This window comes from Achromobacter sp. 01N37, assembly GCF_056399725.1.
Window position 1 is genome coordinate 1 of record NZ_JBFTRX010000010.1, and the last position, 25030, is coordinate 25030.

The window sequence follows — 25030 nt, forward strand, 5'->3', positions numbered from 1 at the left end:
AAGACCGGCCAACCCGCTCCACGCGCCGGCCGATGGCGCGCCGACGAGAAAGGATCGATCTTGTATCTTGTGCACCGTCGCTAAGGATGAACCGCTGCCGGCTTATCAAGGCCAGCCGGTGACGTGGCATTGGATGCAAGACGATACGACCACCGAGCCGACCACCCCCGTGCGCGTACGCTCAGGCCAACCCTGCCCCTACCCCGGCACCTGGACCTGCGAAGAATTCCCGACCGGCCCGCAAACCTTCATGCATCAAACCCTCATGCCCCGCATCAACGGGCAGGACGTGACGTGGGTGATGGTGAGGTTTCTACGTTGACACTCCTTCCCCCTTCAACTCCCTATCCACCACCTCCCGCGTCAGCGTAGGCACGAACATTTCAATGAAATGAAACGCATACCCGCGCAGCCACGCGCCGCGGCGGATTGCCAGGCGGGTCAGGTTGATCTCGAATAGATGGCGAGCGTCGATGGCGCACAGGCGGGTGTCGCGTTCGGCGTCCCAGGCTACCGCGGCCACGATACCCACGCCCAACTCCAGTTCGACGTAGGTCTTGATGACGTCCGCGTCCATGGCGGTCATGACGATATCCGGCGTGATGCCGGCGCGCGCGAAAGCTTCGTCGATGTGGGCGCGGCCGGTGTAGCCGCGTCCGTAGGTGATGATGGGGTAGCGCGACAGCTGCGACAGGCTGATGCCGTCGTGCTGGTGTTCCAGCGGATGGCCGCGCGGCACGATGATGCTGTGGCTCCAGCGGTAGCACGGCAGGTTCACCAGGCCGGGATAGTCGGCCACGGCTTCGGTTGCCACGCCGATGTCGGCCTCGCCTTCCAGCAGCATTTCCGAGACTTGCTTGGGCGAGCCCTGGTGCAGATGCAGCACCACATCAGGGTAACGCTGGCGGAATTCCTTGATGACGGGGGGCAAGGCGTAGCGCGCTTGCGAGTGCGTGGCCGCAATCGACAGCACGCCCTTGCGGCTGTCGGCGTACTCCGCGCCCGCGTGACGGATGTTGTCCGCGCATTGCAGAATCTGCTCGACCAGCGGCAGAATCAGTTCGCCGGGCGGGGTCAGGCCGATCAGGCGTTTGCCTGAGCGCACGAAGATATCCACGCCCACCTCTTCTTCCAGCTCACGGATCTGCCGGCTGACGCCGGGTTGAGACGTGTGCAGGCTTTCCGAGACGTCGGTCAGGTTGAAGTCCTGGCGCACGGCTTCGCGCACCGAACGCAGTTGCTGGAAGTTCATCGCGCGCCTTCAGCCCAGAAAGGCCAGTTGATTGCCGGACGGATCTTTCACATACATGACGCGCGGCAGCGCGTCGGGCAGCGAACAGACCGGGTAGTGGCCCGCCTGGCGCAGGCGCGCCAGGATCTCGTCGTAGGCGTGGGTCTTGATGGCGAGGTAATCGGGTTTGACGCTGCGGCTGACCTCGTCAACCGGAGACAGCGACAAGGTGGCGTCGCCCAGCGCAAAGAGCAGGCGCTGGTCACCAGCGCTTGCCATTTCGTCCAGGCCGATGACGCGATGATAGAAATCCCGCACGGCTTGCTCCCGATGCGACAAGAACGGAAGCTGTACGGATTCGATCGAAATAGAAGGTGTCATGCCCTGCTGCCAGCCATGGAACAGGGCAAATTCTAGTACCCGAAGGTACAACCGGACAAAGAGGTTGTAATTGCTTCTACATAGCCAGAAACCCTAAAGCGCGAGGCTTATTTGCATATGCGTTATGCGCTACGGCGCAAGGCGTCACGGGTGACGCTGAAGGCGCGTTCCAGGTCGCCGATCAGGTCCTGCGGGTGCTCCAGTCCGATGTGCAGGCGCACGACGGATGGCTTGCCCGCCCCTTGTTGCCAGACGCTGTGTTCGGCCAGCCGTTCGGGCGCAGCTTCAAGCGCCAGGCTTTCGTAGCCGCCCCAGGAAGCGCCGATCGAGAAGTAGCGCAGCGCATCGATGAAGCGAGAGGCCGCCGCTGGGTCTGCGTTGCCGAACGCGAACGACACCAAGCCGCTTGCGCCGCTGAAGTCGCGCCGCCACAAGGCATGGCCGGGGTCTTCCCGCAACGCCGGGTAGAAGACTTGGGCGACATCCCCATGACCCGCCAGATACTCCGCCACGGCCAGCGCATTGGTCTGATGCCGCGCCAGGCGCACATCCAGCGTGCGCAGGCCGCGCAAGGTCAGATAGGCGTCGTCGGCGCCCACCGACAGGCCCAATGCGTCGTAGGTAACGCCGATCTTGCGCGCGAGTGCGGCGCTGTCGACGGTGACCACGCCCATCATCACGTCCGAATGCCCGGCCAGGTATTTGGTGGCGGCCTGAATGGAGATGTTCGCGCCCAGCGCCAGCGGCTGGTAGTACAGGCCGCCGCTCCAGGTGTTGTCAGCGGCCACCAGCACGCCATGCCGGCGCGCAGTGGCGGCAAGCGCGGGCAGGTCCAGCACTTCGAACAACAGCGAGCTGGGGGATTCCAGATACAGCAGACGCGTGTTCGGGCGTATCAGGGACTCCAGCGTGTCTTGCGAGGGCGAAAAGTATTCCACTTGGACGCCGTAGCGTTGCAGCAGCGATTTATCCACCTTGCGCACCGGCGAATACACGCTGTCGGCCACCAGCGCATGGTCGCCGGGCGCAAGCGTGGCCAGCAACACCAACGTAATCGCCGACAGGCCCGACGGCGCCAGCACCGTGCGATGCCCGCCTTCCAGCGAGGCCACGGCTTCCTCCAGCGCCTGATGCGTGTCCAGGCCATGGCGGCCATAGGTGGCCACGCGATCGCCGGCGGCACGCAGCTTGTTCAAGGCGGCCTGCGCGGCGGTGTCGGCAAAACGTACCGTGCTGGTGCGCACGACGGGCACGTTGACCGGCCCAGCGCCGTTCTTCAATTCAGGCGAGCCGGCATGCACGAGCCGCGTCTGGACGTGGGCTTGTGGTTGATCGTGCGCTTTGCCATGGGCTTGGGCTTGGCCGTGCACTTGGCCCTGGGCTTGGGCTTGGCCGTGCGCCTGGCCCTGCGCCTGGCCTTGGGCTTGGCCTTGATCTTGGCTCATGCGCGCACCTCTTGGCCCGGTTTCATCTGGGTGGCGTTGTAGTTCAGGATCTGGCCGGTAGCCAGGTCGATACCAATCCGGCCTGACAGGGTCTCTAAAGGCTGACCGTACAGATGGAAATGCAGCGTAGGCGATTCGCCCGTGACGTGGATGCTGTGAATGTCATCGGGCAGAAACGACAATGACTGCCCCGGCTGCACCACCACTTCGCGCACTTGTTCCAACGTCGCCCGGCCCGCCTGCGAACCATCGTCGCTGCGGCGGTAGACGCGGTTCAGCTCTTGCCCGGACAAGGCCACGATCACCGCCCAGGTCGTGTGGTTATGCGGCAAGGTGGTCTTGCCCGGGTTGATGGAATTCAGATACAGCGCCGGCACGCCCGGCGCGTCGTCGGGGTTCAGCCGGTAGCGCGTGGACGCGCCCACGCCCTGCCCGGCTGCGGGCGGCGGGAAGTCAGACGCGGGAAACAGCTCGCGATGTTGCGCCAGTTGCTCCAGGCGCGTGGTAACCGCTGCCAGTTGTTCGCGGGTCACGATGTCGGACTTCAGCAGTTGGCGGATGTCAGACAGCGCCGCTTGCACCTGCTGGCGGCGGCGGGCGGAAATTGCGGATTCGGTGGTCATGATGAAGATCGCTCCAAAGGGGTCATACCGCCAGACGCAGCGGGTCGAACGTCAGATAGTTGGCGATGGGGTCCGGCGCCGGTTTGCGCGCGGCAGCCGCGCCGGATGAACGTTGCAGGAACGCGCGGGTGCGCTCGCTTTGTGGCGCGCCAAAGATGCGCGACGGCGGGCCGTGCTCGACGATGCGGCCGGCTTCGGTGAAGTACACGGTGTCGCTGACCTCTTCGGCAAAGCGCATTTCATGGGTGACGAGCATGCAGGTCAGGCCGTCTTGCACCAAGTCGCGAATCACGGTCAGCACTTCGCCGACCATTTCAGGGTCCAGCGCGGACGTCACCTCGTCGAACAGGATCAGTTCAGGTTGCATCGTCAACGCGCGCGCAATCGCCACGCGCTGCTGCTGGCCGCCCGAGAGTTCACCGGGATAGGCGCGTTCCTTGTGTTCCATCCTGACTTTGGCCAATAGCTCGCGCGCCTGCGCCTCGGCCTGCGCACGCGGCTGGCCGCCGACTTTGATGGGCGAGATCACCAGGTTTTCCAGCACGCTCAGGTGCGGAAACAGGTTGTACTGCTGGAACACAAAGCCCACGCGTTTGCGCAGCGCGATGAAGTCGGATTCTGTTTTCAGGGCATCGACTTGCACGCCGCCCACTTGGATGGCGCCGCGCTGCGGACGCAGCAGTCCCGTGATGCAACGCAAGATGGTGGATTTGCCCGAGCCCGACGGGCCGATGATCGAGACCGCCTGGCCCTGCTTGACCTCGACGTCGATGCCTTTCAAGACTTCGGTGTCGCCAAAGGCCAGATGTACGTCGCGCAGGCTGACCAGCGGATTAAGTTCAATGATGTTCATGGCGTCGTTCCAGATACCGCGTCCAACGCGCGATGGGATAGCAATAGGCGAAGAAAAGCGCCAATAGCGTGAAATAGACCAGGATGGTGAAGTCGCTGCGCGCGACGGTGTTGCTGGCCACGGTGGCCGTGTCGACCAGATCGTGCACGCCCACCAGCGAGGCCAGCGACGTGCTCATCGTGATGCTGGCCATCAGGTTCATCCACGACGGCAGCATGCGCCGCATGCATTGGGGCAACACGATCATGCGAAAGATCTGCGTCCGGCGAAACGCCAGCGACTGCGCGGCTTCCCACTGCGCGCTGGGTATCGATTGAATCGCCCCGCGAAAGATCTCGGCCACGTTGGCGCTGGCGGGCAAGCCCAGCCCGATCACCACCTTGATCCAATCCGGAAACGGCAAATACCAGCCCGCCAGGTTCACTTCAAACGGGAACACATACGTTGTGAAATAGACCAGCACCAGAATGGGCGCATTGCGAAACAGCAGCACATAGGCTCGCGTCAGTCGGCGCAGCACGGCGGACGGTGATAGCGACAACGCGCCCACCACCAGCCCCGCCACCGTGCCCAACGCCATCGCCAACATGCTGATCTGGATGTTCATGCCCAACCCGCGCAACAAGGCGGGCGACCAATGCCACAGCGCCTGCACGGCGGCGGGCGTGGTGCCGGTGGCGGCCCACGTCAGGCCCAGCGCGGCAAGCGCCAGCAACAGCACGAACCAGGGGTCGCGCATCAAGGCGGGCAGGAATCCGCCAGACGTGCGGCCACGGCTGGCGTTCAAGGCAAGTTCATTGGCCATAGCCGGGCATCCTCAAACGGTCTTCCAGCCACCGGCCCGCCACGCTGACCAGCCACGTCAGCAAGCCGAAATACAGCAGGATCAGCAGCAGAAGCTCAAGCACGTTGTCGCGGTGCGACCAGATCATGATGGATTCATACGTGACGTCGCCCACCGCAATGGCCGAGGCAATGGCCGTCATCTTCACCAGGTCCACCAGGTTGTTCACCAGCGCGGGCAAGGCGAAGCGCACCGCCAGTGGCAGCTGCACCTGCGTCAGGATCTGGCGGCGCGAAAACGCCAGCGAACGCGCCGCTTCCATCGTCACCGACGGCACGGCTTCGATGCCGGCGCGCAGCGCTTCGGCGTGGAACACGCCTTTGTGCAGCGCCACCACGATCACCACCCAGGCAAACGGGGTGATGGGATTGCCGCCGCCCAGCTTCTGCGTGATCAGCATGTTCAGCACCAGAAACGCGCAATACAGCTGCACCAGCGTCGGCGTGTTGCGCGTGACTTCCACAAACGCCCGCAAGGGCCGCGCCAGCCACGGGCGGCCGCTGGTCAAGGCGGCTGCGATCAACACGCCGAACAACAGGCTGACCGGGATGGTCCATGCGCACAGTTGCAGCGTCACCCACAGCCCATGGCCGAACGCGGACAATTCAGCCGGGTCCTGCACGAAGCTGTAGTTAAGGCCCAGCGGCTTGAAGAAGCCGACCCAGGCCTGCAAGACCGATTCGATCATGCGGCGGCCTCCAGCACGTCAGGCGGCGCCAAGGCCGCCACCGCGCGCGCAATGCGTGTGATGGCGGCATCGATGTTCGCGTCCGATGCGGCGAACGACAGTCGCAAATACGGCGACAAGCCATAGGCCGCACCCCGCACCACCGCCACGCCTTCGGCTTCCAGCAACCAATCGACGACATCCCCATCATGTTCGATGCGTTTTCCATCGGGGCGCGCGGTGCCGATCAGGCCCGCCACCCCAATCCATGCAAAGAACGAGCCCTGCGGCGCATGCACCTGCAAGCCCGGCACGCTGCTTAAGCCTTGAACTACCCGCTGCGCGCGCCGCTCGTAAGCCTGTCTTGCGGTATCAACGAAGTCATCCGCCACGCCTTGCAACGCCGCCAGCGCCGCGGCCTGGCCCAGTGAACTTGGGCCGGACGACACCTGCGACTGCACCGCCTCCAGCGCATGAATCAAGGCTTGCGGGCCCGTGCCCCAGCCGATGCGCCACCCCGTCATCGCGTACGCCTTGGATACCCCGTTGACGACCAGCGTACGGCCGGCCAGATCGGGCGCCACGCGCAGCAGTTGCGCGGGCGGCTGGCCAAACCAGATTTCTTCGTACATCTCATCCCACAACACCAGCACATGCGGCGCGGCGCGCAGCACGCCGGACAGGGCTTGCAGCTCGGCCGCCGAATACACCGCGCCAGACGGATTGCCCGGCGAGTTCAGGATCAGCCACTTGGTGCGCGGCGTGATGGCGTCGCGCAGGGCCTGCGGCGTCAGCTTGAAGCCGTCTTCGGCCAAGGTATTCACCACCACCGGCACGCCGCCATTGATGCGGACGGCATCCGGAAACGTGGGCCAGTACGGGGCGGGCACGATGACTTCGTCTCCATCGTCCAGCGTGGCGTTGAGCGCCAGGTAGATCACCTGCTTGCCGCCGTTGGAGATGATGACGTTGGACGCGTTGACGTCCAGCCCGTGCCGGTTGCGATAGCCGTCCGCCACCGCGCGGCGCAGCGCCGCCGTGCCCGCCGTGGGCGTGTACTTGGTCTGGCCTTGTTCCAGCGCTGCGCGCGCGGCGTCCTTGATGGGCGCCGGCGTGTCAAAGTCGGGCTCGCCAGACGTCAACACGATGATGGATCGGCCTTCGGCGGCCAGCCGCGCCGCGCGGGCTCCGGCGGCGGCAATGGGAGACAGCTCGGCGCTGCGGGCGCGGCGCGATAAGGCGCCGGGAAACAGGGTTGCGGTCATGTCAGCACCTTTCCGGGATTCATCAGGTTCAAAGGGTCCAGCGCCTGCTTGATACGGCGCATCAGCGCCAGTTCCAGCGGGCTCTTGTAAAGCGGCAACGCATCACGCTTGACCTGGCCGATGCCATGCTCGGCGCTGATCGACCCGCCTTGCGCATGCGCCTGGGCATGCACCACGTCATGGATGCGGTCTTCAAGGTCGAACAGATGGCGCACGGGGCGCGCCAGGTTGTGCGACACGTTGTAGTGCAGGTTGCCGTCGCCCAGATGGCCAAACGCCATGGGGCGCAGGCCGGCGTCCAGCGTGTGCAGCGCATCGGCCGTGGCCCGCAGAAAGGCCGGCACGCGAGAGATTGGCACCGAGATATCGTGCTTGACGTTGCCGCCGTCGCGCGCCTGCGCGACACCAATGGCTTCGTCACGCAAGCGCCAGAAGGCGGCCGATTGCTGCAAGTTGTGCGCGATCACCGCGTCGGCCAGCAGGCCGGCTTCCAGCGCTTCCTGCCCCAGCCGCAGCAATGCCGCGCCCGCGCCTTCCGGGCTTTCCGACGCCGCTTCCAGCAAGGCATACCAGGGCTGGCCCAAGCCGGGCAAGGGCTGCGGCTGCTCCGGCACGTGCAGCGCCACCAGGTCCAGTACCGGCTGGCTGATCAGTTCGAACCCCGTCAACGACGCGCCCAGCCGCTGCCGCGCCAGCGATAGAAACGACAGCGCTGCGTCGATGGACGGAAAGGCCACGAACGCGCTGCCCTGCCCGGCCGGCAAGGGATATAGCTTGAGCGTGGCAGCGGTGATGACACCCAGCGTGCCTTCGCTGCCGATGTACAAGTCCCGAAGCGAATAGCCGGTGTTGTCCTTGCGCAGCCCGCGCAAGCCGTTCCAGATGTCGCCTTCGGCCGTCACCACTTCCAGGCCCAGCGTCAGTTCGCGTGTGTTGCCGTAGCGCAGCACCTGTGTGCCGCCGGCGTTCGTCGACAAGTTGCCGCCAATGGTGCAACTGCCCTCTGAGCCCAGGCTCAAGGGAAACAGCCGGTTCGCCTGGCGCGCCGCATCTTGAACGGCGGCCAGCACACAGCCGGCCTGCACGGTGATGGTGTCGTTGTCCGTGTCCAGCGCCAGCACGCGGTTCAAGCGGCCCAGCGACAACAGCACCGCCTGCCCGCCCGCATCGGGCGTGGCGCCGCCCATCAAGCCCGTGTTGCCACCCTGCGGCACGACGGGCACGCCGGCCGCGCGGCACAGGCGCAACACGGCAGCCACTTCTTCGGCGTCTGCCGGACGCGCCACCGCCAGCGCCTGTCCGTGCAGGCGGCCGCGCTGGTCGGTCAGGTACGGCGCGGCGTCCGCGCCTGTCCAGACCCAGTCGTGGCCCAGGCGGGCGCGCAACGCGGCCAAGAGGGAATCGGCAACGGCCGCCGTCATGGTTTGGCCTGCGCCTCGGGCGGCGCGCTGTCGAACTTGCCCGTCTGCGCCTGCGCGGTGGCTTGTTTCAGGTAGTCGGCCGGCACGCCGTAGCGGTCGGCTTCCTTCACCAGCAGGCCCGTCTTCAGCCAGTCGCGAATGACGCCGTCAACAAAGGCGCGCGTGTCGGCTTCGTTGCGCCGCGTCCAGATCACCGTTGGCGACGGAATCAGCTGGTCGGATGTCGCCAGTTCAAAGTCCTTCCATTCCCCGCCATTGGGACCGTGCAGCGTTTCATACAGCGCGGGCTGGATGTGTACCGACGCGTCGCAACTGCCGCCCTTCAGCGCCAGCAACGACTCGGGAATATTGCGCAAGCCCTTGACCACCGCGCCGTACGTGTCCTGCAAGGGCTTGGCGAAGTTGCTGCCTTGCGACACGCACGCGACCTTGCCCTTCAGGTCTTCCCAACGCTTGATGCCGCTTTGCTTGGACACCATGGCCGCGCCGCCCACCAGGTTGTAGGGCGTGGGCGCATAGCTCAGGATTTCGCTGCGTTCCTGCGTCCACTGAATGTTGGCGATCAGCAGATCCACCTTGCCCGCCTGCAAGAACTGCACGCGCGTGGATGCGGTGACGGACACGGTCTCCAGGCTGACGCCCAGGCGCTTGGCGATGTCCGCGCCCAGGTCCGTCTGAAAGCCGCCCACCTTGCCGGTGGCCGGGTCCAGAATGCCAAACGGCGGGCTGGCGCCATCCACGCCGATCACGATCTTGCCGCGCTGCTTGATCTTGTCCAGGGTCGCGTCAGCATGCGCGGCGCCGGACACGGCCAACGCGGCCATACCCGCCAACGCCAACACGGCGCCCATCTTGTTGCCAAGGTGCTTCATCTTGTTCTTCCGTTCTGGTCGGGCAAGCGCTTAGCTGCCCTGCTTGAATTTCGCGTTCAGTTCTTGCAGCAGCGGTTGCGCCGGTTCGAGCCCCAAGCGCTTTTCCGTGGCGATCAGCCAGCCGCTGCGGTGCCAGTCCTGCACCACGCGATCGACAGCGGCGATGGTGTCGGCTTCACCCTTGCGGGTCCAGACCACCGAGTTCGCGGGCAGCACTTCGGTCTTGATGGGCGCGTGGTAGTCCGCCCATTCCGGGTTGTTGCGCAGCAAGGGGTGGATGAGCGTGGAGTCGTGCACAGCGGCCACGCACTGGCCGCCCCGCAGCGCCAACAACGAATCCGACGAGCTCTTGTAGCCCTTGACCACTGCGCCGTAGTCGGTCGACAAGGGTTTGGCGAAGCTGCTGCCTTGCGACACGCACACGGGCTTGCCGCGCAGGTCTTCCCACGTTGTGATGCCGCTGGTCTTCAAGGTAGCGGCCGCGCCACCCACCCGGAAGAACGGCGTGGGCGCGTAGCCCAGAATCTCGGCGCGCTCGGGGTTCAGTTCCATGGACGCGATCAGCAAGTCCACCTTGCCCGAGATCAGAAACTGCGTGCGCGTGGCCGTCTGCACTTGCACGAGTTCCGCCTTCACGCCCAATCCCTTGGCCAGTTCCCGCGCCAGTTCCGGGTTCCAGCCCACCAGCTGCTGCGTGGCGGGGTCCAGCGATCCAAACACACCGCCGTTGGCCAGCACGCCGATGGTGACGGTGCCACGCTGCTTGATCTTGTCGAGCGTGGCGTCGGCGTGGGCCGCGCCTGCCGCGAACGTCAGCGCCAGCGCCAGGGCGTGTGCGGCGCGGGGCCTGCCCGCTGTCTTCTTATGAGTAGCCATGAGGGTTCTTGTCATTTGCATTGAACGGATGTCCATGCTGCTTGCGCCGTCCCGGCAAGACAAAGAAGACTTTCAGATATCAATATGCGGGGGCCGCCGCGCGCGCCTGCATGCGCGCGCCTGCATGCGCCCGACTTCATGCGCGGACTGCGTGCGCCTGCGGTGTGCGGCCGCTGCGCGCGCCTACTTCAACTTCACGTCTGCCGACGCGATGACGCGCTGATAGGTCGCGATGTCATCACGCACGGTCTGGTCCACCGCGTCGGGCGATGTGGCGGCAATCGTGAAACCCAGGTTTTCCAGCAATGCGGCCGTTTCGGGTTCGCGTAGCACGGCCACCACATCGCGGTTGATGCGGTCCACCACGGCGCGCGGCGTGGAGGCCGGCACCGAGAAGCCTTGCCAGCTCTCCACCACGTAGTCCGCCAGCCCGGCCTCCTGGATGGTTGGCACATCGGGCAGTGCCTTCGACCGGTACGGTGTGGTCACCGCCAGCGCCACCAGCTTGCCGTTGCGCACGTTTTCCGTGGCGGCAGCCAGGGTGATCAGCATGGCGTCGACGTGGCCGCCCAGCACGTCCAGCGTGGCCGGCCCCCCGCCCGGATACGGAATCTGATTGGTCTTGGCGCCCATGCGCTCGTTCAGCAGTTCAACCGCCAAGTGCTGCAAGCTGCCTGTGCCGCCCGGCAGCGCCAGCGAAATTTCGCCTGGCTTCTGCTTCACCAGCGCCACGAATTCCTGGAAGGTCTTCACCCCCAGGCCAGGGCGCACCACCAGCAATTGCGGGTTCACAACGGCCTTCGTCACGCCCTGCAAGTCCTTGACCGGGTCATACGGAAGCTTGCCCGGTTGCAAGGCGTTCAAGGACAAGGCGTCGCCCGCCAGCAGCAAGGTGTAGCCGTCGCCGCGCGCATGCGCGACCGCGGCGTTACCGATGGCGCTGCTGGCGCCCGGCTGGTTTTCTACGACGACGCTCTGATGCCATTTCTCGCCCAGCTTCTGGGCGACGGTGCGCGCCAGCTTGTCGGCGCTGCCGCCTGCCGACACCGGCACCACGATCTTGACCGGCCGGTTCGGATAGCGGTTGGCGTCTTCGCCCGGCACGGGTGCGGAGCCCGCAAAATTGCTGAGCAGCCCGGCGCCTAACACCACGCCGCCCAACAACCCCAAGCCGGCACGCCATGCGGATTTGCGTTTGATGCTCATGCCACGGCTCCCGTGTCCACGCCGAAGGCGCTGAACGGTTTGCCCAACACGGCGTTGGAATGGCGGCCATCCACGCCCACCGGCACGTCGCCCTCAAGCGTGATGCGGTACAGCACCCGCTCCACGTCCAGGTAGGCGAAGTCGCCCGGCCCTTGATGCGCGGTGGCGCGGTTGTCCCAGAAAGCGATGCTGCCGGGTTGCCAGCGGAAGCGCACGGTGTATTCCGGCCGCGTGATTTCCTCGAAGAACAGGTTCAACAGATGGCGGCTTTCTTCTTCGTTCACGTCCTTGATGCGGCGGGTGAAGCCCGGGTTCACGAAGAGTGCGCGCTCGCCCGTTTCAGGCAGCACGCGCACCACCGGATGCTCAGACACCAAGGGGCTGGCCTGCACCCGTTGCGCGTAGACGGTTTGGTTATCGAAGTCGCCGTTGAATCCGCCAAATTGATGGCGCGCCCACAAGCCGTCAGCCAAGGCGCGCAGCGCGGGCGACAAGTGTTCATACGCGGCCACCAGATTCGTGAACAAGGTGTCGCCGCCAAAGGCCGGCACTTGCCGGCCGGCGCGCAGGATGGAGCCCGCGGGCGGGTTCACCACGCCGGTCACATCGGTGTGCCAGCGTTCGCCACGACGCCCCGTGGTGGACGCGGAAGAAATGGTGCGGATCTGCGGATAGCCTTCCGGCGGGTTGGCGTCGTAAGGATGCGCCGATGTCGGCCGCCCGAAACGCCGCGCAAAGGCCAGATGCTGCGCGTGGTCGATATGCTGATCGCGAAAAAAAATGACCTTCCAGCGCAGCAGCGCCGCCTTGATCTCGTCGACCTCGTCCTGCGTCAACGGCTGCGTCAGATCCACGCCGTGAATCTCGGCGCCGGTAAAAACGGAAAGCGGCCGGACGTCCAGCCGCGTGTGTACCAGTGTGCTCATGTGCCGCCCCTATCTGTTCGGTAAAAACAGCATAGGGGCCGCGTACTCGCTCAACAAATACCGATACGCAATGTGAAAATACTGTGTTTTTCGCGTATATCGTTAGCGCTTTTCTGACAGAAAGGCCAGCATGCGCCGAGCCAATTCGCGCGGCTGTTCCTCTGGCAAATAGTGGCCGCACGCCTCCAGCACCCCGCCTTGCAGGTGCAGCGCCAGCGGCTTCAAGGCGTCGTGCAGATCGGGCGCGCTGCCTTGCGCGCCACCCAGCGCCAGCACCGGCACGGTCAAGGGCGAATCGCGCAAGACGCGGTTTTGCGCGGCGCTTTCCTGCGCGGCCCGGTAGTAGCCCAACATGCCACGCAAACCGCCCAAGGTTTGATACACGCGTTCGTACTCGTCGATATCCGCGCGGCTGAACACGCCCGGCTTGTTCGCCGTCTTGCGTGAGAAAAACCATTCGATCAGGATGCGCTCGCGCCCCGCCAGCAAGGCTTCGGGCAGATCCGGCACGCTGTTGAACAGGAAGTGCCAGCTTTTCCAGTTGTCAGGCCCCAATTCAATGGCGGGTTTGAGCGTCACGCCGGGAATGTTCGCGTCCAGCAACACCACGCGTTCCACTTCGTCGGCGTAGCGCGCCGCATAGGGATACGCGATCCACGCGCCGATGTCGTGGCCGGCCAGCGCATAGCGCGTCAGCCCCATCGTGTGAAACAGGGAGCGCAGGCGCTCACCGGCCTTGCGCGTGTCGTAGCCATCCAGCGGCTTATCGGAATCCCCCTGCCCGGGCAGGTCGATGGCGAACACGCGATAGTGCGGCGCCAGCAACGGCATCACGCGCCGCCACGCGTACCAGCTTTGCGGAAAACCGGCCAACAGAATCAGCGCGGGGCCTGCGCCGCCCGCTACGACGTGATACCCCAGGCCGTCCACCATTACCCTGCGATGCTGAAACGCCACGCCATCCAGGGCGAACGCGTCAGCGGTGGTCAATGTCGTGTTCATCGTTTTGCCCCGATCAATGCAGCGCGCCCGCGCCCAGTTTGATGTCTCGGTTCACGGCAAGCGCCGTCGCCACCATGGTCTTCACGCCGCGCACCAGCACGTCCAGCGCCAGACTGGGCGCGCCAGGATGGCGGGTGGCCATCTCGGGCAGATACGGCACGTGGACGAAGCCGCCACGCAATCTTGGGCGCTCCGTTGCGATCAGATGCGCCAGCCCGTAGAAGATGGTGTTGCAGTTATAGGTGCCGGCCGTGGACGATACGGACGCCGGCACGCCCGCCGCACGCAAGTCGCGCACGATGGCTTTGATGGGCAGCGTCGAAAAGTACGCAGCCGGCCCGCCTTCCACGATGGGTTCGTCGATGGGCTGATGGCCTTCGTTGTCCGGGATGCGCGCATCCACCACGTTGATCGCCACGCGTTCCACCGACACATCGCTGCGCCCGCCCGCCTGCCCCAGGCAGATCACCAGGTCCGGTTCCACCTCGTTGATGGCGTGGCGCAACACGCCCACCACTTTGCCAATCACACAAGGCAACTGGCGCGCCACCACGCGAGCGCCAGCGATGATGCTGCCGTCCAGCTGGCGGGCGGCCTCCCAGGACGGGTTCAGCGTTTCGCCATCAAAAGGTTCGATTCCAGTAATCAGTACGGTAGGCACGGCCACTTCCTTGTTGGTATCCATGCGGGTCATGGTAGAAGCAGCAAGCATGATTCTTGAAATCGATAATGACTATTCGTACTATTGACCATATGAATCTATCTGCCGTAGACCTGAACCTGCTGGTCGCCTTCGAGGCGCTGTTCGAAACGCGCAATGTGACGCTGGCCGGCCAACGCATTCATCGCGCCCAACCTTCCGTCAGCAGCGCGCTGAACCGTTTGCGGCGCGTGTTCAATGATGAATTGTTCGTGCGCACCTCCGATGGCATGCAGCCCACCGAACACGCCGTCGCATTGATGCCCGCCATCAGCAGCGCACTGGACCAGATTCGAGGCGCCTTGGCGCAAGGCACGGTATTCGACCCGGGCGCGGCGCAGGGGCGGCGCTTTACGCTGGCCGCCAGCGACTACGCCGACATTGTGCTGGTGCCGCACATCGTGGCCCGGCTGCGCCGCGAAGCGCCCGGCGCCGACCTGCGCGTCGCCCGCCTGGACCGCGCCACCCTTTACGAACAGTTGGACAACGGCACGGTTGACGTCGCCATCGGCGGGCATCTGACGCCCCCCAAACGCATGCGCGTGACGCCTTTGTACGACGAGACCTTTGTTTGTATCGCTGACAAGCAGCACCCCGGTTTGCGCGGACGCAAGCTAACGCTGGACCGCTATGTGGCGCTGCCGCACGCCTTGTTCGTGCCTAGCGACGACGGCTCGGCGCGCGGGGTGGTTGATGTCAGCCTGGCGCGTCTGGGGCGCAAGCGCCGCGTGGCCTGCACGTTTGCGCACATCGTCGCCCTGCCCCATGCCGTGGCGGGCACGGACCTGATCGCCACGCTGGCGCGCCGTGCGGCGCTGCGCTTGGCGGGGCCTGAATTGAGCCTGCGCGCCTTGCCAACGGAGGTGGACCCGGGGCCATTCGCCGTCGACATGATCAGCAGCCGCCGAACATCGGGCGATGCGGCGCAGACGTGGCTACAGGGGCTGATCGAGCAGGCCGTGAAGGACATGGCGCGCTGAGTGCGACGCCAAGACGGCGTCGATGCGGCGTCGATGCGCCGTCGATTCGGCGTCAATGCGGCGTCAATGCGGCGCCAATACGGCGTCGATGCGGCGTCAATGCCGCGCTATTTCGCCAGCACCGACGCCACATCCGCACCGAACGCGCAGTATCCCGGGTACCCCGGCCGTGCGTCGCACGCCTTCAGGCACCCCGGCTTGCCGCCCGGAAAGCTTGCCGCGACTGACATGCCAAACCCGTAGGTCGGCGTAGTGACGTCGAAGGCGCTGTCGCAGACCAGCTTGTCGCTGTAGGCAAACGTCATGCCTTCCCGGCGGCCGTTGACGGCGAACGACACCTGGAAACTCTGGTAGCTGTTCCAGCCTTGTCTGGGCAGCACGACGAAGCGGTAATGCGTGGCGTCTTGGCRTACCCCAAAGATCTGCAAATGCGCCGACGTGGTTCGCGTGGCGGGCGATGGGTACGGCAAGGCGAGCAACGCCCGCGGATCGCCCACCACACCTAGGTCGAACCCGATTCCTTTTTGATAAAACGGCACATCGATGCTGGGGTAGCCGGAATACTCCACGCGCTCAGGCGTGGCCTGCCGGGACGAACCCGGCTTGGCCGGGCCGCCGAACACATTCGTCTTGGGGTCGTAGTCGGGCGCCTGCGCAAAGGCGACATCCAGCGTCAGCACCACATCGGCGGGGTTCGCGTCTTCAGTGCGGACGTGCCGTTCATAGACATCGGCGCTGCCGGCGCATCCGGCCAGCGATACCACGGCGGCGTACGCCGCGATACGCGGGACGAACGAGAACGTAAAAGGCGACATCACGTTATTGCTCCTTGCGGGACGTCGTGGACGACAGCGCAGGCAGCGCTGCAGACGTCAAGCCCCGCCCTTGCAGCCGCCATCCGTCTTTGCCTTCTTGCCAACTGAAATTCCGGTTGATCCAGGCCGCCTTCAGATTGGCATACAGGCGGCGCTGGTCAATGCGCTGGCCGGCGTCCAGCGCCTTCTTGGCGGCCTGCGAACTCTCGTCCCACAAGGATTTGAAAGCGTCGCTCTGCATTGGCTTCGTGAACGGCACCGTCGCGTACGGACCTGCGCCCGCCCGGCTAAGCCGGATCTCGTTGTCCAGCAGCAGCGCGCCGGTTCGGTTGTCGGGTGACACGGACACCAGCAAAGGGGTGCCATGCACATATTCTTTCGGCCGCGCATGTTCGAACCACAACACCTGCCCGGTCGATGTGACCAGCGCCCGCGACCCGGCGGTGAACAGCAGCAAGTCCTGGCGGCCCGGCTGCGCCAGGCCCATGTCCGGGTCTCGGATATCCACCGTGGGACTCAGCACGCGGGCAAGCGGCGTGCCGTTTTGCACGGCGATCAAGATGGTGCCGACGCCCATGAAATCGTTGGACACCGCCATCAAGATCGGCTGCCCGTCTTGCTTGGGGCCAAGCGCCTTCACCTGAACAAACTCGTACGCATTCAGGGGCCGATAAAGTTTCTCGCGGAAGAGGATCTGGCGCAGCTGCGACGCCGGATAACCCCACAGCGCGAAGTCGCCGCCGATGGGTTCGGTGACCTTCAGGTAATCCTTGGCCGGTTCGGCCGGCTGCGCATGCGCCACTGCGGGCATCCACAGCGCCAACGCCAGCGCGGCGCATCGCCAGATCAGGCGAAGGGAAAAACGAGGGGCGTTCGAAGAATGAGGCAAGGTGATTTCAGCGGACGGCGTCCCGTGCGTAAGGTGCCCGCATTCTATGACAGTCTTAGTGGGCGAGTCCTAGTCGGCACGTCTTAGTCTTCCACGCCATCCTCTCGCCTCTCACCCACCCTCTGCACGCAGTCCCCGTTGACGCCGTTCAAGTCCACCACGCCCAGCAAGCCCATATTGCGGCGCACCTCTTCGACGATCAGGCTGATGGCATGGGCCACGCCGCGTTGCCCCGCCACCGTTGCCGCGTAGTTGAACGGCCGGCCCACGAAGACGCAGCGCGCGCCCAAGGCCAGGGCTTTCAGCACGTCCGTGCCGCGCCGCACGCCGCTGTCCAGCATCACGTCCATGCCGCCGGCCGCGTCCACCACGGCAGGCAGCGCCTGTAACGGCGACACGCTGCCATCCAGTTGCCGGCCGCCGTGGTTGGACACGATCACGCCGTCCATGCCTTGCGCGCGCGCCGTGCGCGCATCGTCGGGATGCAAGATGCCCTTGATCACCATCTGCCCTTTCCAGCGGCGGCGAATGGCCGCCACGTGCTGCCAGTTCAAATGGCCCCGATCCGAAAAATCCCGCAGCACGTTGGCCGACAGGATCGGCGCGCCGCGCGTGGCGTAGTTGTTCTCGAAGTGCGGCATGCCATGGCGCCACAACGTGCGCAGAAAGGTGCCGAACAACCAGCGCGGATGTGTGATCCCTTGCCATGCCAGGCTGGCGCTGGGCCGCAGCGGGGTGGAAAAGCCCGCGCGCACATTGTTCTCGCGATTGGCGGCAACGGGCGTGTCCACCGTCAGCACCAGCGTGGTCACGCCAGCCGCTGCCACGCGGTCAATCAAGGCGGCGATCTGCGCATCGTCCCCTGGCAGATACGCCTGGAACCAGGTGCCGGGCGCCTCCTGCATCACCGTTTCCAGCCGGATCAGCGACGACCCGCTCATGATGCACGGCACGTTCGCCTCGGCCGCCGCGCGCGCCAGCACGATGTCGCCGCGGTAGCTGGACAACGCCGAAATGCCCATGGGCGCCACGCCAACCGGCGCGGCGTAGTCGCGGCCCAACACGGTTGCGCGTGTGCTGCGGCGGGACACGTCAACCAGCACCTTGGGCCGAAAACCGTACTCGGCAAACGCCTGCCGGTTGCCGCGTTCCGACTGCCCGTCTTCCACCGCGCCCGACACATAGGCATAGATGGGTTTAGGCAAGCGCTTCTTCGCGGCCGCCTCGAAATCGTGCAGGCTGAGCAGGTGGCGCAGGGGGTCAAACATCCGGGCTCCTCGCCGCGGTCGGCCCGCACTGGGGGCCGCCGCGCTGTTGTCATGGGGGTATGGGGTAATGGCGGATGACTATAGGCGGGCAGCCACTTTGAATAAAGTGACTTTATCGATATTGGTTATTACACTTTTATTCGCCCTCGCCCTCTGCACACGCCAACCCCAACGCCATGACGCTCAAACAACTCGAAGCCTTTTACTGGGCCGCAACCTGCAAGAATTTCGCCATCGCCGCCGGCCGGCTGAATATCTCGGTGTCGTCCCTATCCAAACGCATTGGCGAATTGGAAGCGTCCATTGGCGCCGACCTGTTCAGCCGCAGCGCGCGCAGCGCCACGCTGACGGCATTGGGCGAACAGTTGGTGCCGCACGCGAAAGACCTGTTGCGCAACGCCGACCAGTTCATGCAGCAGGCCAGCAACAACCTGACCTACTCCGGCCGCTGCCGCTTCGGCGCGGGCGAGTTGACGTCGATAACGTGGATGCCAAGGCTGATCGAAGAAATTCAGCGCGCGCACCCCAACCTGTTGGTGGAACCCTATGTGGGCGTGGGGGAATTGGTGGAACGCGGGCTAGAGGAAGGCGACCTGGACTTTGCTGTTATCGCGGGCCCGTCGTCGCGCGCGTCGATCGCGTCGCACCTGATCGGCAGCGCGGCGTTCGAATGGGTGGCTTCGCCGCGCGCCGTACCCAACCCCGCCACGCTGACACCCGCCGACCTGCCCGGCCTGACGCTGATCACGCAACCGCAAAGCTCCGGCGTCATCCGCATGCTGGACGACTGGCTGACCGAGCAACGCATTTCACCGGGCCGCATGCAGTGCTGCAACAGTTGGGGGGCCATTGCCGGCATGCTGCGCCAGGGACTGGGCCTGGGTTTCCTGCCCACCGCGTGGGCGCAGATTCTGATTCAACGCGGCGACTTGCACGCCTTGCCCGGCCTGCCTGCCTTGCGCCCCCTGCCCTACACCTTCCAGTGGCGGCGCGACGACACCCGGCCCATGCTGGAAAGCTTGCGCGTGCTGGCGCAAGACACGCTGGACTTCGACGCGCCCTCCGGCATGGTGTGATCGGCTGATAGTTTCTAAAAAGTCGCGCTTAGCTCAGAAAATTATTCGCTTTATCTCCGGTTTCGGCACGGGTAGAGTCGCCTCAAAAGCAGACCATCCCAGATACGGAGACAACGCAATATGCCGGATGCCGGTTACCCCCAACACGATTTCCCCAAGCGCCTGTGCCGCCTGGACCTGTGGCTGAACCCGGCGTTCGACCAGATCATCGGCAAAGAGGCGGATATTGCCTTGTCGGTGCTGCCGGCGCGTGGGGATGATGCCCGCACCTTGGCCGGCTTGAAGACGGCCCATGCCTACCACGTGTCCGCCGCGAAAGACGAGCTGCCGCGCCCCTGGTTCGTCAGCGCCGAGCTGATCGCGCAATGCCCGGATCTGGTCTGCGTGTCGTCTGGCGGCGCTGGGTATGACACGGTGGATGTGGCCGCCTGCACGGCGGCCGGCATCGCGGTCGTCAACCAGGCGGGCGGCAACGCTGCGTCGGTGGCCGAGCACACGTTCGCGTTGCTGCTGGCCGTGCAGCGCCGCGTGGTCGAATCGCACAACCGTTTGCGCCACGACACGGGATTCACGCGTGAAGACCTGATGGGCCACGAGATCCACGGCACCACGATTGGCCTGGTTGGCATTGGGCAGATCGGCTCGCGCGTGGCCCGCATTGCGCAGGGCTTTGGCATGCGCGTCATTGCGCATGACCCGCTGCTGGACGCCGACACCATCCGCCGCCGTGGCGCCGAACCGGTGTCGTTACCCGACTTGCTGGCCCAGGCGGATGTGGTGTCGCTGCACTGCCCGCTGGATGCATCCACCCGTGGCCTGATTGACGCGCGGGCCTTTGCGGCGATGAAGCCGGACGCCGTGTTCGTATCGACGGCGCGTGGCGGCATTCATGACGAAGCGGCGTTGCATGACGCGCTGCGTGGCGGCCATCTGCGTGGCGCCGGGCTGGACGTCTGGCAACAAGAACCGCCGCCGCGCGACGCGCCGCTGCTGGCGCTGCCCAATGTGGTCGCCACCTTTCACACGGCGGGTGTCACGCACGAAGCCCGCCGCAACGTGGCGCAGTCGTCCGCCAATCAATTGGTGATGATGCTGCGCGGCGAACGGCCGCCGCAGTTGGTCAACCCTGAAGTCTGGCCTGTCGCCGCCGCGCGCATCGCCAAATTGAAGTAAGGGGCTGGAAGCCGGGACGTGAAGCAACGGAATTGAAGCCCTGAACCTGAAGCAATACCCCGGTGCCCGCACCGGAACACACAGTGCGGCATGAAGCCGCCGACATCCCCACGAGGAGACAACATGCAACATCCCAACAAGCGCCGCACGCTGCGCGCGCTGGCCGCGTCCGTGGCCCTGCTGTCTGGCGCTGCCGCGTTCGCAAGCGGCGCGCAGGCTGCCGGTTACCCCGAACACCCGATCAACCTGATCGTGTCCTACGGCCCGGGCGGCGGCACCGATCTGGTGGCGCGCATGATGGCGCCGTTCCTGCAAAAGTACTTGGGCAACGACGCCCGCATCGTGGTGCTGAACCGCCCTGGCGCGGGCGGCGCCATCGGCTTCACGGAGCTGGCGCGCGCGCAGCCCGACGGCTACACGATCGGCTTCATCAACACGCCCAACCTGCTGACGATTCCCATCGAACGCAAATCCAACTTCACATGGAAAAGCTACGACCTGCTGGGCAACCTGATCGATGATCCGGGCGCGTTCACGGTGCGTAACGACAATGAATTGAAGACGCTGGCCGACCTGTCGGCCTATGCCAAGAAGAATCCGGGCAAGGTCACGGTGGGCACCACTGGCACGGGGTCCGACGACCATCTGGCCATGTTGCGCTTTGAGCGCACGTCAAACACCAAGCTCAGCCACATCCCGTACAAGGGCGCGGGCGAAGTGCGCGGCGCGCTGGCGGGCGGTGAAATCGCCATCGGCGCGATCAATGTGGGTGAAGCATTGCAGTACCAGAAAGGCGGAACGCCGCTGCGCTTTTTGGGGCAGATGGGCAAGACGCGTTCGGCGGCGTTGCCGGACGTGCCCACGTTCAAGGAACAGGGTTACGACTTTGAATTGGCGTCGCTGCGCGGGCTGGCCGCGCCCAAAGGCTTGCCGGACGCGGTGCGCGAGAAACTGGTGGATGCCGTGAAGCGCACGGTAGACGACCCGGAATTCCAGGCCAAGGCCCGCGACATGTACGCCCCGCTGCGCTATCTGCCGCCCGCCGCTTACGCGAAGGAGCTGGAGGCAGGCGAAGCGGAATTCCAGCAGTTGTGGAAAGACGCGCCCTGGCTGGATAAGTGACACGCGCTTCCGGGCGTGCGCCGGGGTGGGTATTGGATAGGCCCGCCCGCCTGGGAAGGCCTGCCCGGGTTTACTTCGGTTTGACGTCTTCGCCCGCGTAACCGTCGATGTAGGCGCGGCCCGAGCAGCGCACCATCGCCACGCACGACGGCGCGCCGGTCTTGGCGGTGCACGTCGCGCGCGATTCCTCGCGTGCTGACACCGGGTCGGGGTTCAGCGCCGTAAAGCGCGTGCCCCGGCCTTCGCTGCCCTTCACCCACGCCATCCCGGCGCAGGTTTCCTGATAGGTCAGGACCTTGCGGCAGTCCTTGCAGTCTTCCCATTTGCTCAGCGCGCCGACTGCGTCGTCTTCCTTCGGGTAGCCGTCAGCGTAGATCAGGCCGCCGTCAGCGTTCTCCATCACCGCGCCCCAATAGGCGCGGTCATTCATCTTGGCGGACAGCGCTTCCACGTCGGCCGGACGGGCGCGCTTGGCGGCCTGCATGTCTTCGGCGCTATAACCGGGGCCCGCGCACTGCGGCATCGTCATCAAGCGGCACTTGCCGTCCGGGCTGCCCGCCGTGCAGCGGCGCATGGCCTTCTTGGCGGCCAGTTCGGGCGACACGCTGTTGCCCGGGAACAGATCGTGGTTGGTGTTGCGCGCATAGGCCATGCAACTGTCCGAGAACCAGGACAGCTTCTTGCAGTCCTTGCCGCCCTGGCGGCGGCACTCGGCCAAGGCGGCGGCTTCCGCGTCCTTTTGCGACGTCTCGGGCAAAGCCCAGTAAGTCTTGTCGTGCTTGCCATCGGTGGCAATGCCGCCGTACATCACGTCGGCTTGCGCGGCGGGAGACGCCAGGCCAGCCATCAAAGCAAGAGCGGCGAATGCGGCGCGGATCAGGGGTAGAAAGCGGGCAGGCATCATCGTCGTCGGTAGAAGGTGGAGTGGAGAGCGGGACCGATCTTAGCAAGAAGCCCAGCCGGTTCCGTCCCCCTGCGAAAGCCCGCGCGGGCATATTACGTAACAAATTTCACATCTCGCGAAAGGGATGCTGCCCCCGTTTTCCGGTAAAAATGTCGAACTTTTCTTAAGCGCGCCGTCAGCCTGCGGGGTATGCCCCTTCAGCCGAGACATCTTGCATCGCACGGCGCCTGTCACGAAGAGAAACAAAACGCGTTACGCCACGCCCATGTCTTGCCCTGCGGCAAGGCCAACGCGAAGGCCAGACCCGCCACGGAGCATCGACCGCAAGCCATGAAGTCGCCATCGCACACCTTGAATCGCCGGCCCCTGTTGCTGTCGGCCAGCTTGATTGCCGCTGCGGCAACGCTTGCCGGCTGCGCCCCGATGCCCACCGGCGGAAGCTCGACCCTGCCGTCGCTGGGCAATGTCTTCAAGTCAGGCCTGTCATTCTCGCCAAGCGTGAACGTGGCCAAGAACATGGAAGGCCGGTCCATCAACGACGCGATTGCCGCATTGGGCGAGCCGTCGAAAAAGCGCGCCGTCGGCAACACGATGGAATTGGAGTGGTCTGACTATCAGACGGCCCCCTACACGGAGTGGGTAACGACGGGCTCCAGCCAGCAGGTCGTGGGCATGATCCCCGCCACCAACACCACCGCCGCGACACCGGTGTTCCAGACGAACACCACCGGCCACTACCAGAACCGTTCGCGCGTGTACGAATGCACGGTGCTGATGCGCATGCAAAACAGCGTCATCACCAACGCCAGCGTCGACGGCAACGTGTGCCCAGAGTTCATTGCAGCGCTGCGTAAGTGGGCCGGGGAAAACGAGGCGAATAACTACGTGGTGAAGTAAGCAGGCCTGAACAAGGTTTCATAGCCGCGCCTCTCGCAGGCTTTTGAGATAGACGTCGCATGTCGGGAACGTTGACGGTCGTTGTTTGGCGCGTTCGGCCTTCAGGGCTTCCCGGACGCCGGTGGGAAGCTCGGCCTGTTCAGCGTTATCGGCGACGACGAACCCCTGGGCCAAAACTTGTACCGTGATATCCCGTTCCCGGTCCTGCGCGGCGTTCGTACCCCGCTCGTAGTACCGCAGATACGACAGCTCCATCGTGGTGTAGTAATAGGCACTGGACGTTCGCTCGGACGTTCTGACCGCGTGGGTCCGGATATACGGATCTTTTTCTTCCCCCGCCGGCACCCGGCGAATGACAAGCTCGCGAATGTTAGCGAAATCCGCACCGTCAATATTCGCTCTCAGGAAATTGCGCATGGGTCCGTCGGAGGTCGCAGTCGCCGTAACAGCGCGACGCGGCCTCTGATCAGGGCCGACGGCTGGCTTGGCCTGTGCCGCAGAGGAATCATCAACGCGAGAGAGCAGCAGAAAATTATCGAATCTCGCATTCTTCAGGTTCGCGCAGATGAAGTTGGGGTCGCCAGTGCGAAGATTATCCAGCACACGCGGCAGCCGTTCAGGATCGTTAGAGCCAATGCCGTTGGCAGCGACATACTCCTCTCGATATGAGTCGAACGGACCCGCACTGAAATCAGCGCCTTCCAACTCGGCCCCCGTGAAATTCGCTCGCGTAATGACGGCGCCTTGAAAATTACTACGGGCAAGGCGCATCAGGTTCCATTGCGATCGCGGCAGTACCGCATTCTGAAAACTGACATCCGAAAAGTCCCCGCGCAGGCTATCGAAGGCGCAGTCGGGGCAGTAAATATGGTCCATGGCACGGGTGCGTCCGCCTGCCTTCAGCACCGCCATCAGCGCGGCACTCAAGCTTTCAAGCCGCACGAACGTCTCGTCGACCATTTGTTGATCCAACGGTATGGCGTCGCTTGCACGCGGAATGAAGTAAATGCCGCGGTTGTCCTTTTGTGCGGTGGAAAGTTCGAAGGGCGTAAACCCGGCCGAGTGCACAAGCACCCGATGAAGGTCCACGATGTTCTTCAACGTGGCATCCAATGTGGGCTGGCCGACTGACGCGTCCATGGTGGAAAAAACACTCAATATCGCACTTCGAACGGCCGGGTTCGGGTCCAGCGCAAGCTGATTTGCCAGCGCGATCAGAATATCCCTGTCGCGCTCGCCCCCCGCCGCATGCAACAGGGCCGACGCCTGCGCCACACCCGTGACCCGTTCGCTGGGCACGCTGCTGCCCAGCTTGGCGAATGCCCGTTCAAATCGCGCACTTTCCGCGTCCTTACGTTGCGCCTCTTGCTGGTTCAGCCCCACAACCACCGTCCACACCAGGCTCAAGATCGCCAGGATCGGCACCACGCCCTGCAAGATTTCGGTCAGCCTTCCCAGCCGGGATTGCTTGAACGTCAGCGCCTTGATCTCGAGTTCAAGCTTGCGCAGTTCAAGCGCGGCTTTGCGCGGATCGGCGGGTGGCGTTCCGGGGGGCTTTTTTCGGGTGGCGTCGCTGTCGCTCATGCATCCCTCT

26 protein-coding genes are annotated in these 25030 nt (G+C 64.7%); 6 read left to right on the top strand and 20 right to left on the bottom strand.

Going from position 1 to position 25030, the window contains the following annotated elements:
* The first annotated feature begins 67 nt into the window (after positions 1-67).
* The gene (locus AC1DSJ_RS20160) at positions 68-322 is read left to right on the top strand and encodes a hypothetical protein (protein ID WP_476760375.1); all 255 of its coding nucleotides are present in this window, start codon (positions 68-70) and stop codon (positions 320-322) included.
* On the opposite strand, the gene AC1DSJ_RS20165 is transcribed toward AC1DSJ_RS20160, so the two are convergent.
* The 15 genes from AC1DSJ_RS20165 to pcp form a co-directional block, all read right to left on the bottom strand.
* Complete coding sequence (locus tag AC1DSJ_RS20165) at positions 314-1252, bottom strand: CysB family HTH-type transcriptional regulator (protein ID WP_054427604.1); 939 nt, start codon at positions 1250-1252, stop codon at positions 314-316. The genes AC1DSJ_RS20160 and AC1DSJ_RS20165 overlap by 9 nt on opposite strands.
* A gap of 9 nt (positions 1253-1261) precedes the next feature.
* The gene (locus AC1DSJ_RS20170) at positions 1262-1612 is read right to left on the bottom strand and encodes a glyoxalase/bleomycin resistance/dioxygenase family protein (protein ID WP_054427605.1); all 351 of its coding nucleotides are present in this window, start codon (positions 1610-1612) and stop codon (positions 1262-1264) included.
* Positions 1613-1734: 122 nt separating this feature from the next.
* Positions 1735-3057 carry a cystathionine beta-lyase gene (gene metC / locus AC1DSJ_RS20175; protein ID WP_441371991.1) on the bottom strand — a complete coding sequence of 441 codons (1323 nt, stop codon included), beginning with the start codon at positions 3055-3057 and terminating at the stop codon, positions 1735-1737.
* The gene (locus AC1DSJ_RS20180; protein ID WP_346551886.1) at positions 3054-3680 is read right to left on the bottom strand and encodes a cysteine dioxygenase family protein; all 627 of its coding nucleotides are present in this window, start codon (positions 3678-3680) and stop codon (positions 3054-3056) included. The genes metC and AC1DSJ_RS20180 overlap by 4 nt, the downstream gene beginning before the upstream one ends.
* 22 nt (positions 3681-3702) lie before the next feature.
* Complete coding sequence (locus tag AC1DSJ_RS20185; protein ID WP_441371992.1) at positions 3703-4533, bottom strand: amino acid ABC transporter ATP-binding protein; 831 nt, start codon at positions 4531-4533, stop codon at positions 3703-3705.
* Positions 4520-5338, bottom strand: a complete 819-nt coding sequence (locus AC1DSJ_RS20190; protein WP_346551887.1) for an amino acid ABC transporter permease — start codon at positions 5336-5338, stop codon at positions 4520-4522. Before AC1DSJ_RS20190 ends, AC1DSJ_RS20185 begins: the two co-directional genes overlap by 14 nt.
* Entirely contained in the window at positions 5328-6065 is a 738-nt protein-coding gene (locus AC1DSJ_RS20195) for an amino acid ABC transporter permease (RefSeq protein ID WP_346551888.1), read from the bottom strand. Before AC1DSJ_RS20195 ends, AC1DSJ_RS20190 begins: the two co-directional genes overlap by 11 nt.
* A complete protein-coding gene (locus AC1DSJ_RS20200) occupies positions 6062-7309 on the bottom strand; it encodes a pyridoxal phosphate-dependent aminotransferase (RefSeq protein WP_346551889.1) in 1248 nt (415 codons plus the stop codon). Before AC1DSJ_RS20200 ends, AC1DSJ_RS20195 begins: the two co-directional genes overlap by 4 nt.
* The gene (locus AC1DSJ_RS20205) at positions 7306-8730 is read right to left on the bottom strand and encodes an FAD-binding oxidoreductase (protein WP_441371993.1); all 1425 of its coding nucleotides are present in this window, start codon (positions 8728-8730) and stop codon (positions 7306-7308) included. Before AC1DSJ_RS20205 ends, AC1DSJ_RS20200 begins: the two co-directional genes overlap by 4 nt.
* Complete coding sequence (locus tag AC1DSJ_RS20210; protein ID WP_427945034.1) at positions 8727-9602, bottom strand: transporter substrate-binding domain-containing protein; 876 nt, start codon at positions 9600-9602, stop codon at positions 8727-8729. The genes AC1DSJ_RS20205 and AC1DSJ_RS20210 overlap by 4 nt, the downstream gene beginning before the upstream one ends.
* Before the next feature lie 30 nt (positions 9603-9632).
* Positions 9633-10478: a transporter substrate-binding domain-containing protein gene (locus AC1DSJ_RS20215; RefSeq protein WP_441371994.1), complete on the bottom strand. Its 846-nt coding sequence runs from the start codon at positions 10476-10478 to the stop codon at positions 9633-9635.
* 183 nt (positions 10479-10661) lie between these two features.
* Positions 10662-11684: a Bug family tripartite tricarboxylate transporter substrate binding protein gene (locus tag AC1DSJ_RS20220; RefSeq protein ID WP_082387294.1), complete on the bottom strand. Its 1023-nt coding sequence runs from the start codon at positions 11682-11684 to the stop codon at positions 10662-10664.
* Positions 11681-12610, bottom strand: coding sequence for a TauD/TfdA dioxygenase family protein (locus AC1DSJ_RS20225; RefSeq protein WP_054427619.1), 930 nt, complete (start codon positions 12608-12610; stop codon positions 11681-11683). The genes AC1DSJ_RS20220 and AC1DSJ_RS20225 overlap by 4 nt, the downstream gene beginning before the upstream one ends.
* Before the next feature lie 102 nt (positions 12611-12712).
* Positions 12713-13612 (bottom strand): alpha/beta fold hydrolase, encoded by a 900-nt coding sequence (locus AC1DSJ_RS20230; RefSeq protein ID WP_441371995.1) that lies wholly within the window; start codon positions 13610-13612, stop codon positions 12713-12715.
* A gap of 13 nt (positions 13613-13625) precedes the next feature.
* Positions 13626-14273: a pyroglutamyl-peptidase I gene (gene pcp, locus AC1DSJ_RS20235; RefSeq protein WP_441372079.1), complete on the bottom strand. Its 648-nt coding sequence runs from the start codon at positions 14271-14273 to the stop codon at positions 13626-13628.
* Positions 14274-14341: 68 nt separating this feature from the next.
* Between pcp and AC1DSJ_RS20240 the strand changes: the two genes are divergently transcribed.
* Positions 14342-15292, top strand: a complete 951-nt coding sequence (locus AC1DSJ_RS20240; RefSeq protein WP_441371996.1) for a LysR family transcriptional regulator — start codon at positions 14342-14344, stop codon at positions 15290-15292.
* A 107-nt stretch (positions 15293-15399) separates the two neighbouring features.
* Here AC1DSJ_RS20240 and AC1DSJ_RS20245 read toward each other — a convergent pair whose 3' ends face one another.
* The 3 genes from AC1DSJ_RS20245 to AC1DSJ_RS20255 form a co-directional block, all read right to left on the bottom strand.
* Complete coding sequence (locus tag AC1DSJ_RS20245; RefSeq protein ID WP_476760387.1) at positions 15400-16107, bottom strand: hypothetical protein; 708 nt, start codon at positions 16105-16107, stop codon at positions 15400-15402.
* A gap of 4 nt (positions 16108-16111) precedes the next feature.
* Entirely contained in the window at positions 16112-16996 is an 885-nt protein-coding gene (locus tag AC1DSJ_RS20250; protein WP_441371997.1) for a hypothetical protein, read from the bottom strand.
* Positions 16997-17079: 83 nt separating this feature from the next.
* Positions 17080-18264 carry an alpha-hydroxy acid oxidase gene (locus AC1DSJ_RS20255; protein ID WP_441371998.1) on the bottom strand — a complete coding sequence of 395 codons (1185 nt, stop codon included), beginning with the start codon at positions 18262-18264 and terminating at the stop codon, positions 17080-17082.
* Between the two features lie 176 nt (positions 18265-18440).
* Here AC1DSJ_RS20255 and AC1DSJ_RS20260 point away from each other — a divergent pair, with 176 nt between their 5' ends.
* The 3 genes from AC1DSJ_RS20260 to AC1DSJ_RS20270 all read left to right on the top strand — a co-directional run bounded on the left by AC1DSJ_RS20260 (position 18441) and on the right by AC1DSJ_RS20270 (position 21635).
* Entirely contained in the window at positions 18441-19340 is a 900-nt protein-coding gene (locus tag AC1DSJ_RS20260) for a LysR family transcriptional regulator (protein WP_175168601.1), read from the top strand.
* Between the two features lie 120 nt (positions 19341-19460).
* Positions 19461-20513 (top strand): hydroxyacid dehydrogenase, encoded by a 1053-nt coding sequence (locus tag AC1DSJ_RS20265; protein WP_441371999.1) that lies wholly within the window; start codon positions 19461-19463, stop codon positions 20511-20513.
* Positions 20514-20636: 123 nt separating this feature from the next.
* On the top strand, positions 20637-21635 hold the full coding sequence (locus AC1DSJ_RS20270; protein ID WP_346551895.1) for a tripartite tricarboxylate transporter substrate binding protein: 999 nt from the start codon (positions 20637-20639) through the stop codon (positions 21633-21635).
* 70 nt (positions 21636-21705) lie between these two features.
* Here AC1DSJ_RS20270 and AC1DSJ_RS20275 read toward each other — a convergent pair whose 3' ends face one another.
* Entirely contained in the window at positions 21706-22539 is an 834-nt protein-coding gene (locus AC1DSJ_RS20275; RefSeq protein ID WP_054427635.1) for a DUF4189 domain-containing protein, read from the bottom strand.
* Positions 22540-22869: 330 nt separating this feature from the next.
* On the opposite strand from AC1DSJ_RS20275, the gene AC1DSJ_RS20280 reads away from it, so the two are divergent.
* Entirely contained in the window at positions 22870-23436 is a 567-nt protein-coding gene (locus AC1DSJ_RS20280) for a hypothetical protein (protein ID WP_054427638.1), read from the top strand.
* Positions 23437-23454: 18 nt separating this feature from the next.
* On the opposite strand, the gene AC1DSJ_RS20285 is transcribed toward AC1DSJ_RS20280, so the two are convergent.
* A complete protein-coding gene (locus AC1DSJ_RS20285) occupies positions 23455-25020 on the bottom strand; it encodes a pentapeptide repeat-containing protein (RefSeq protein ID WP_441372000.1) in 1566 nt (521 codons plus the stop codon).
* Between the last annotated feature and the right edge of the window lie 10 nt (positions 25021-25030).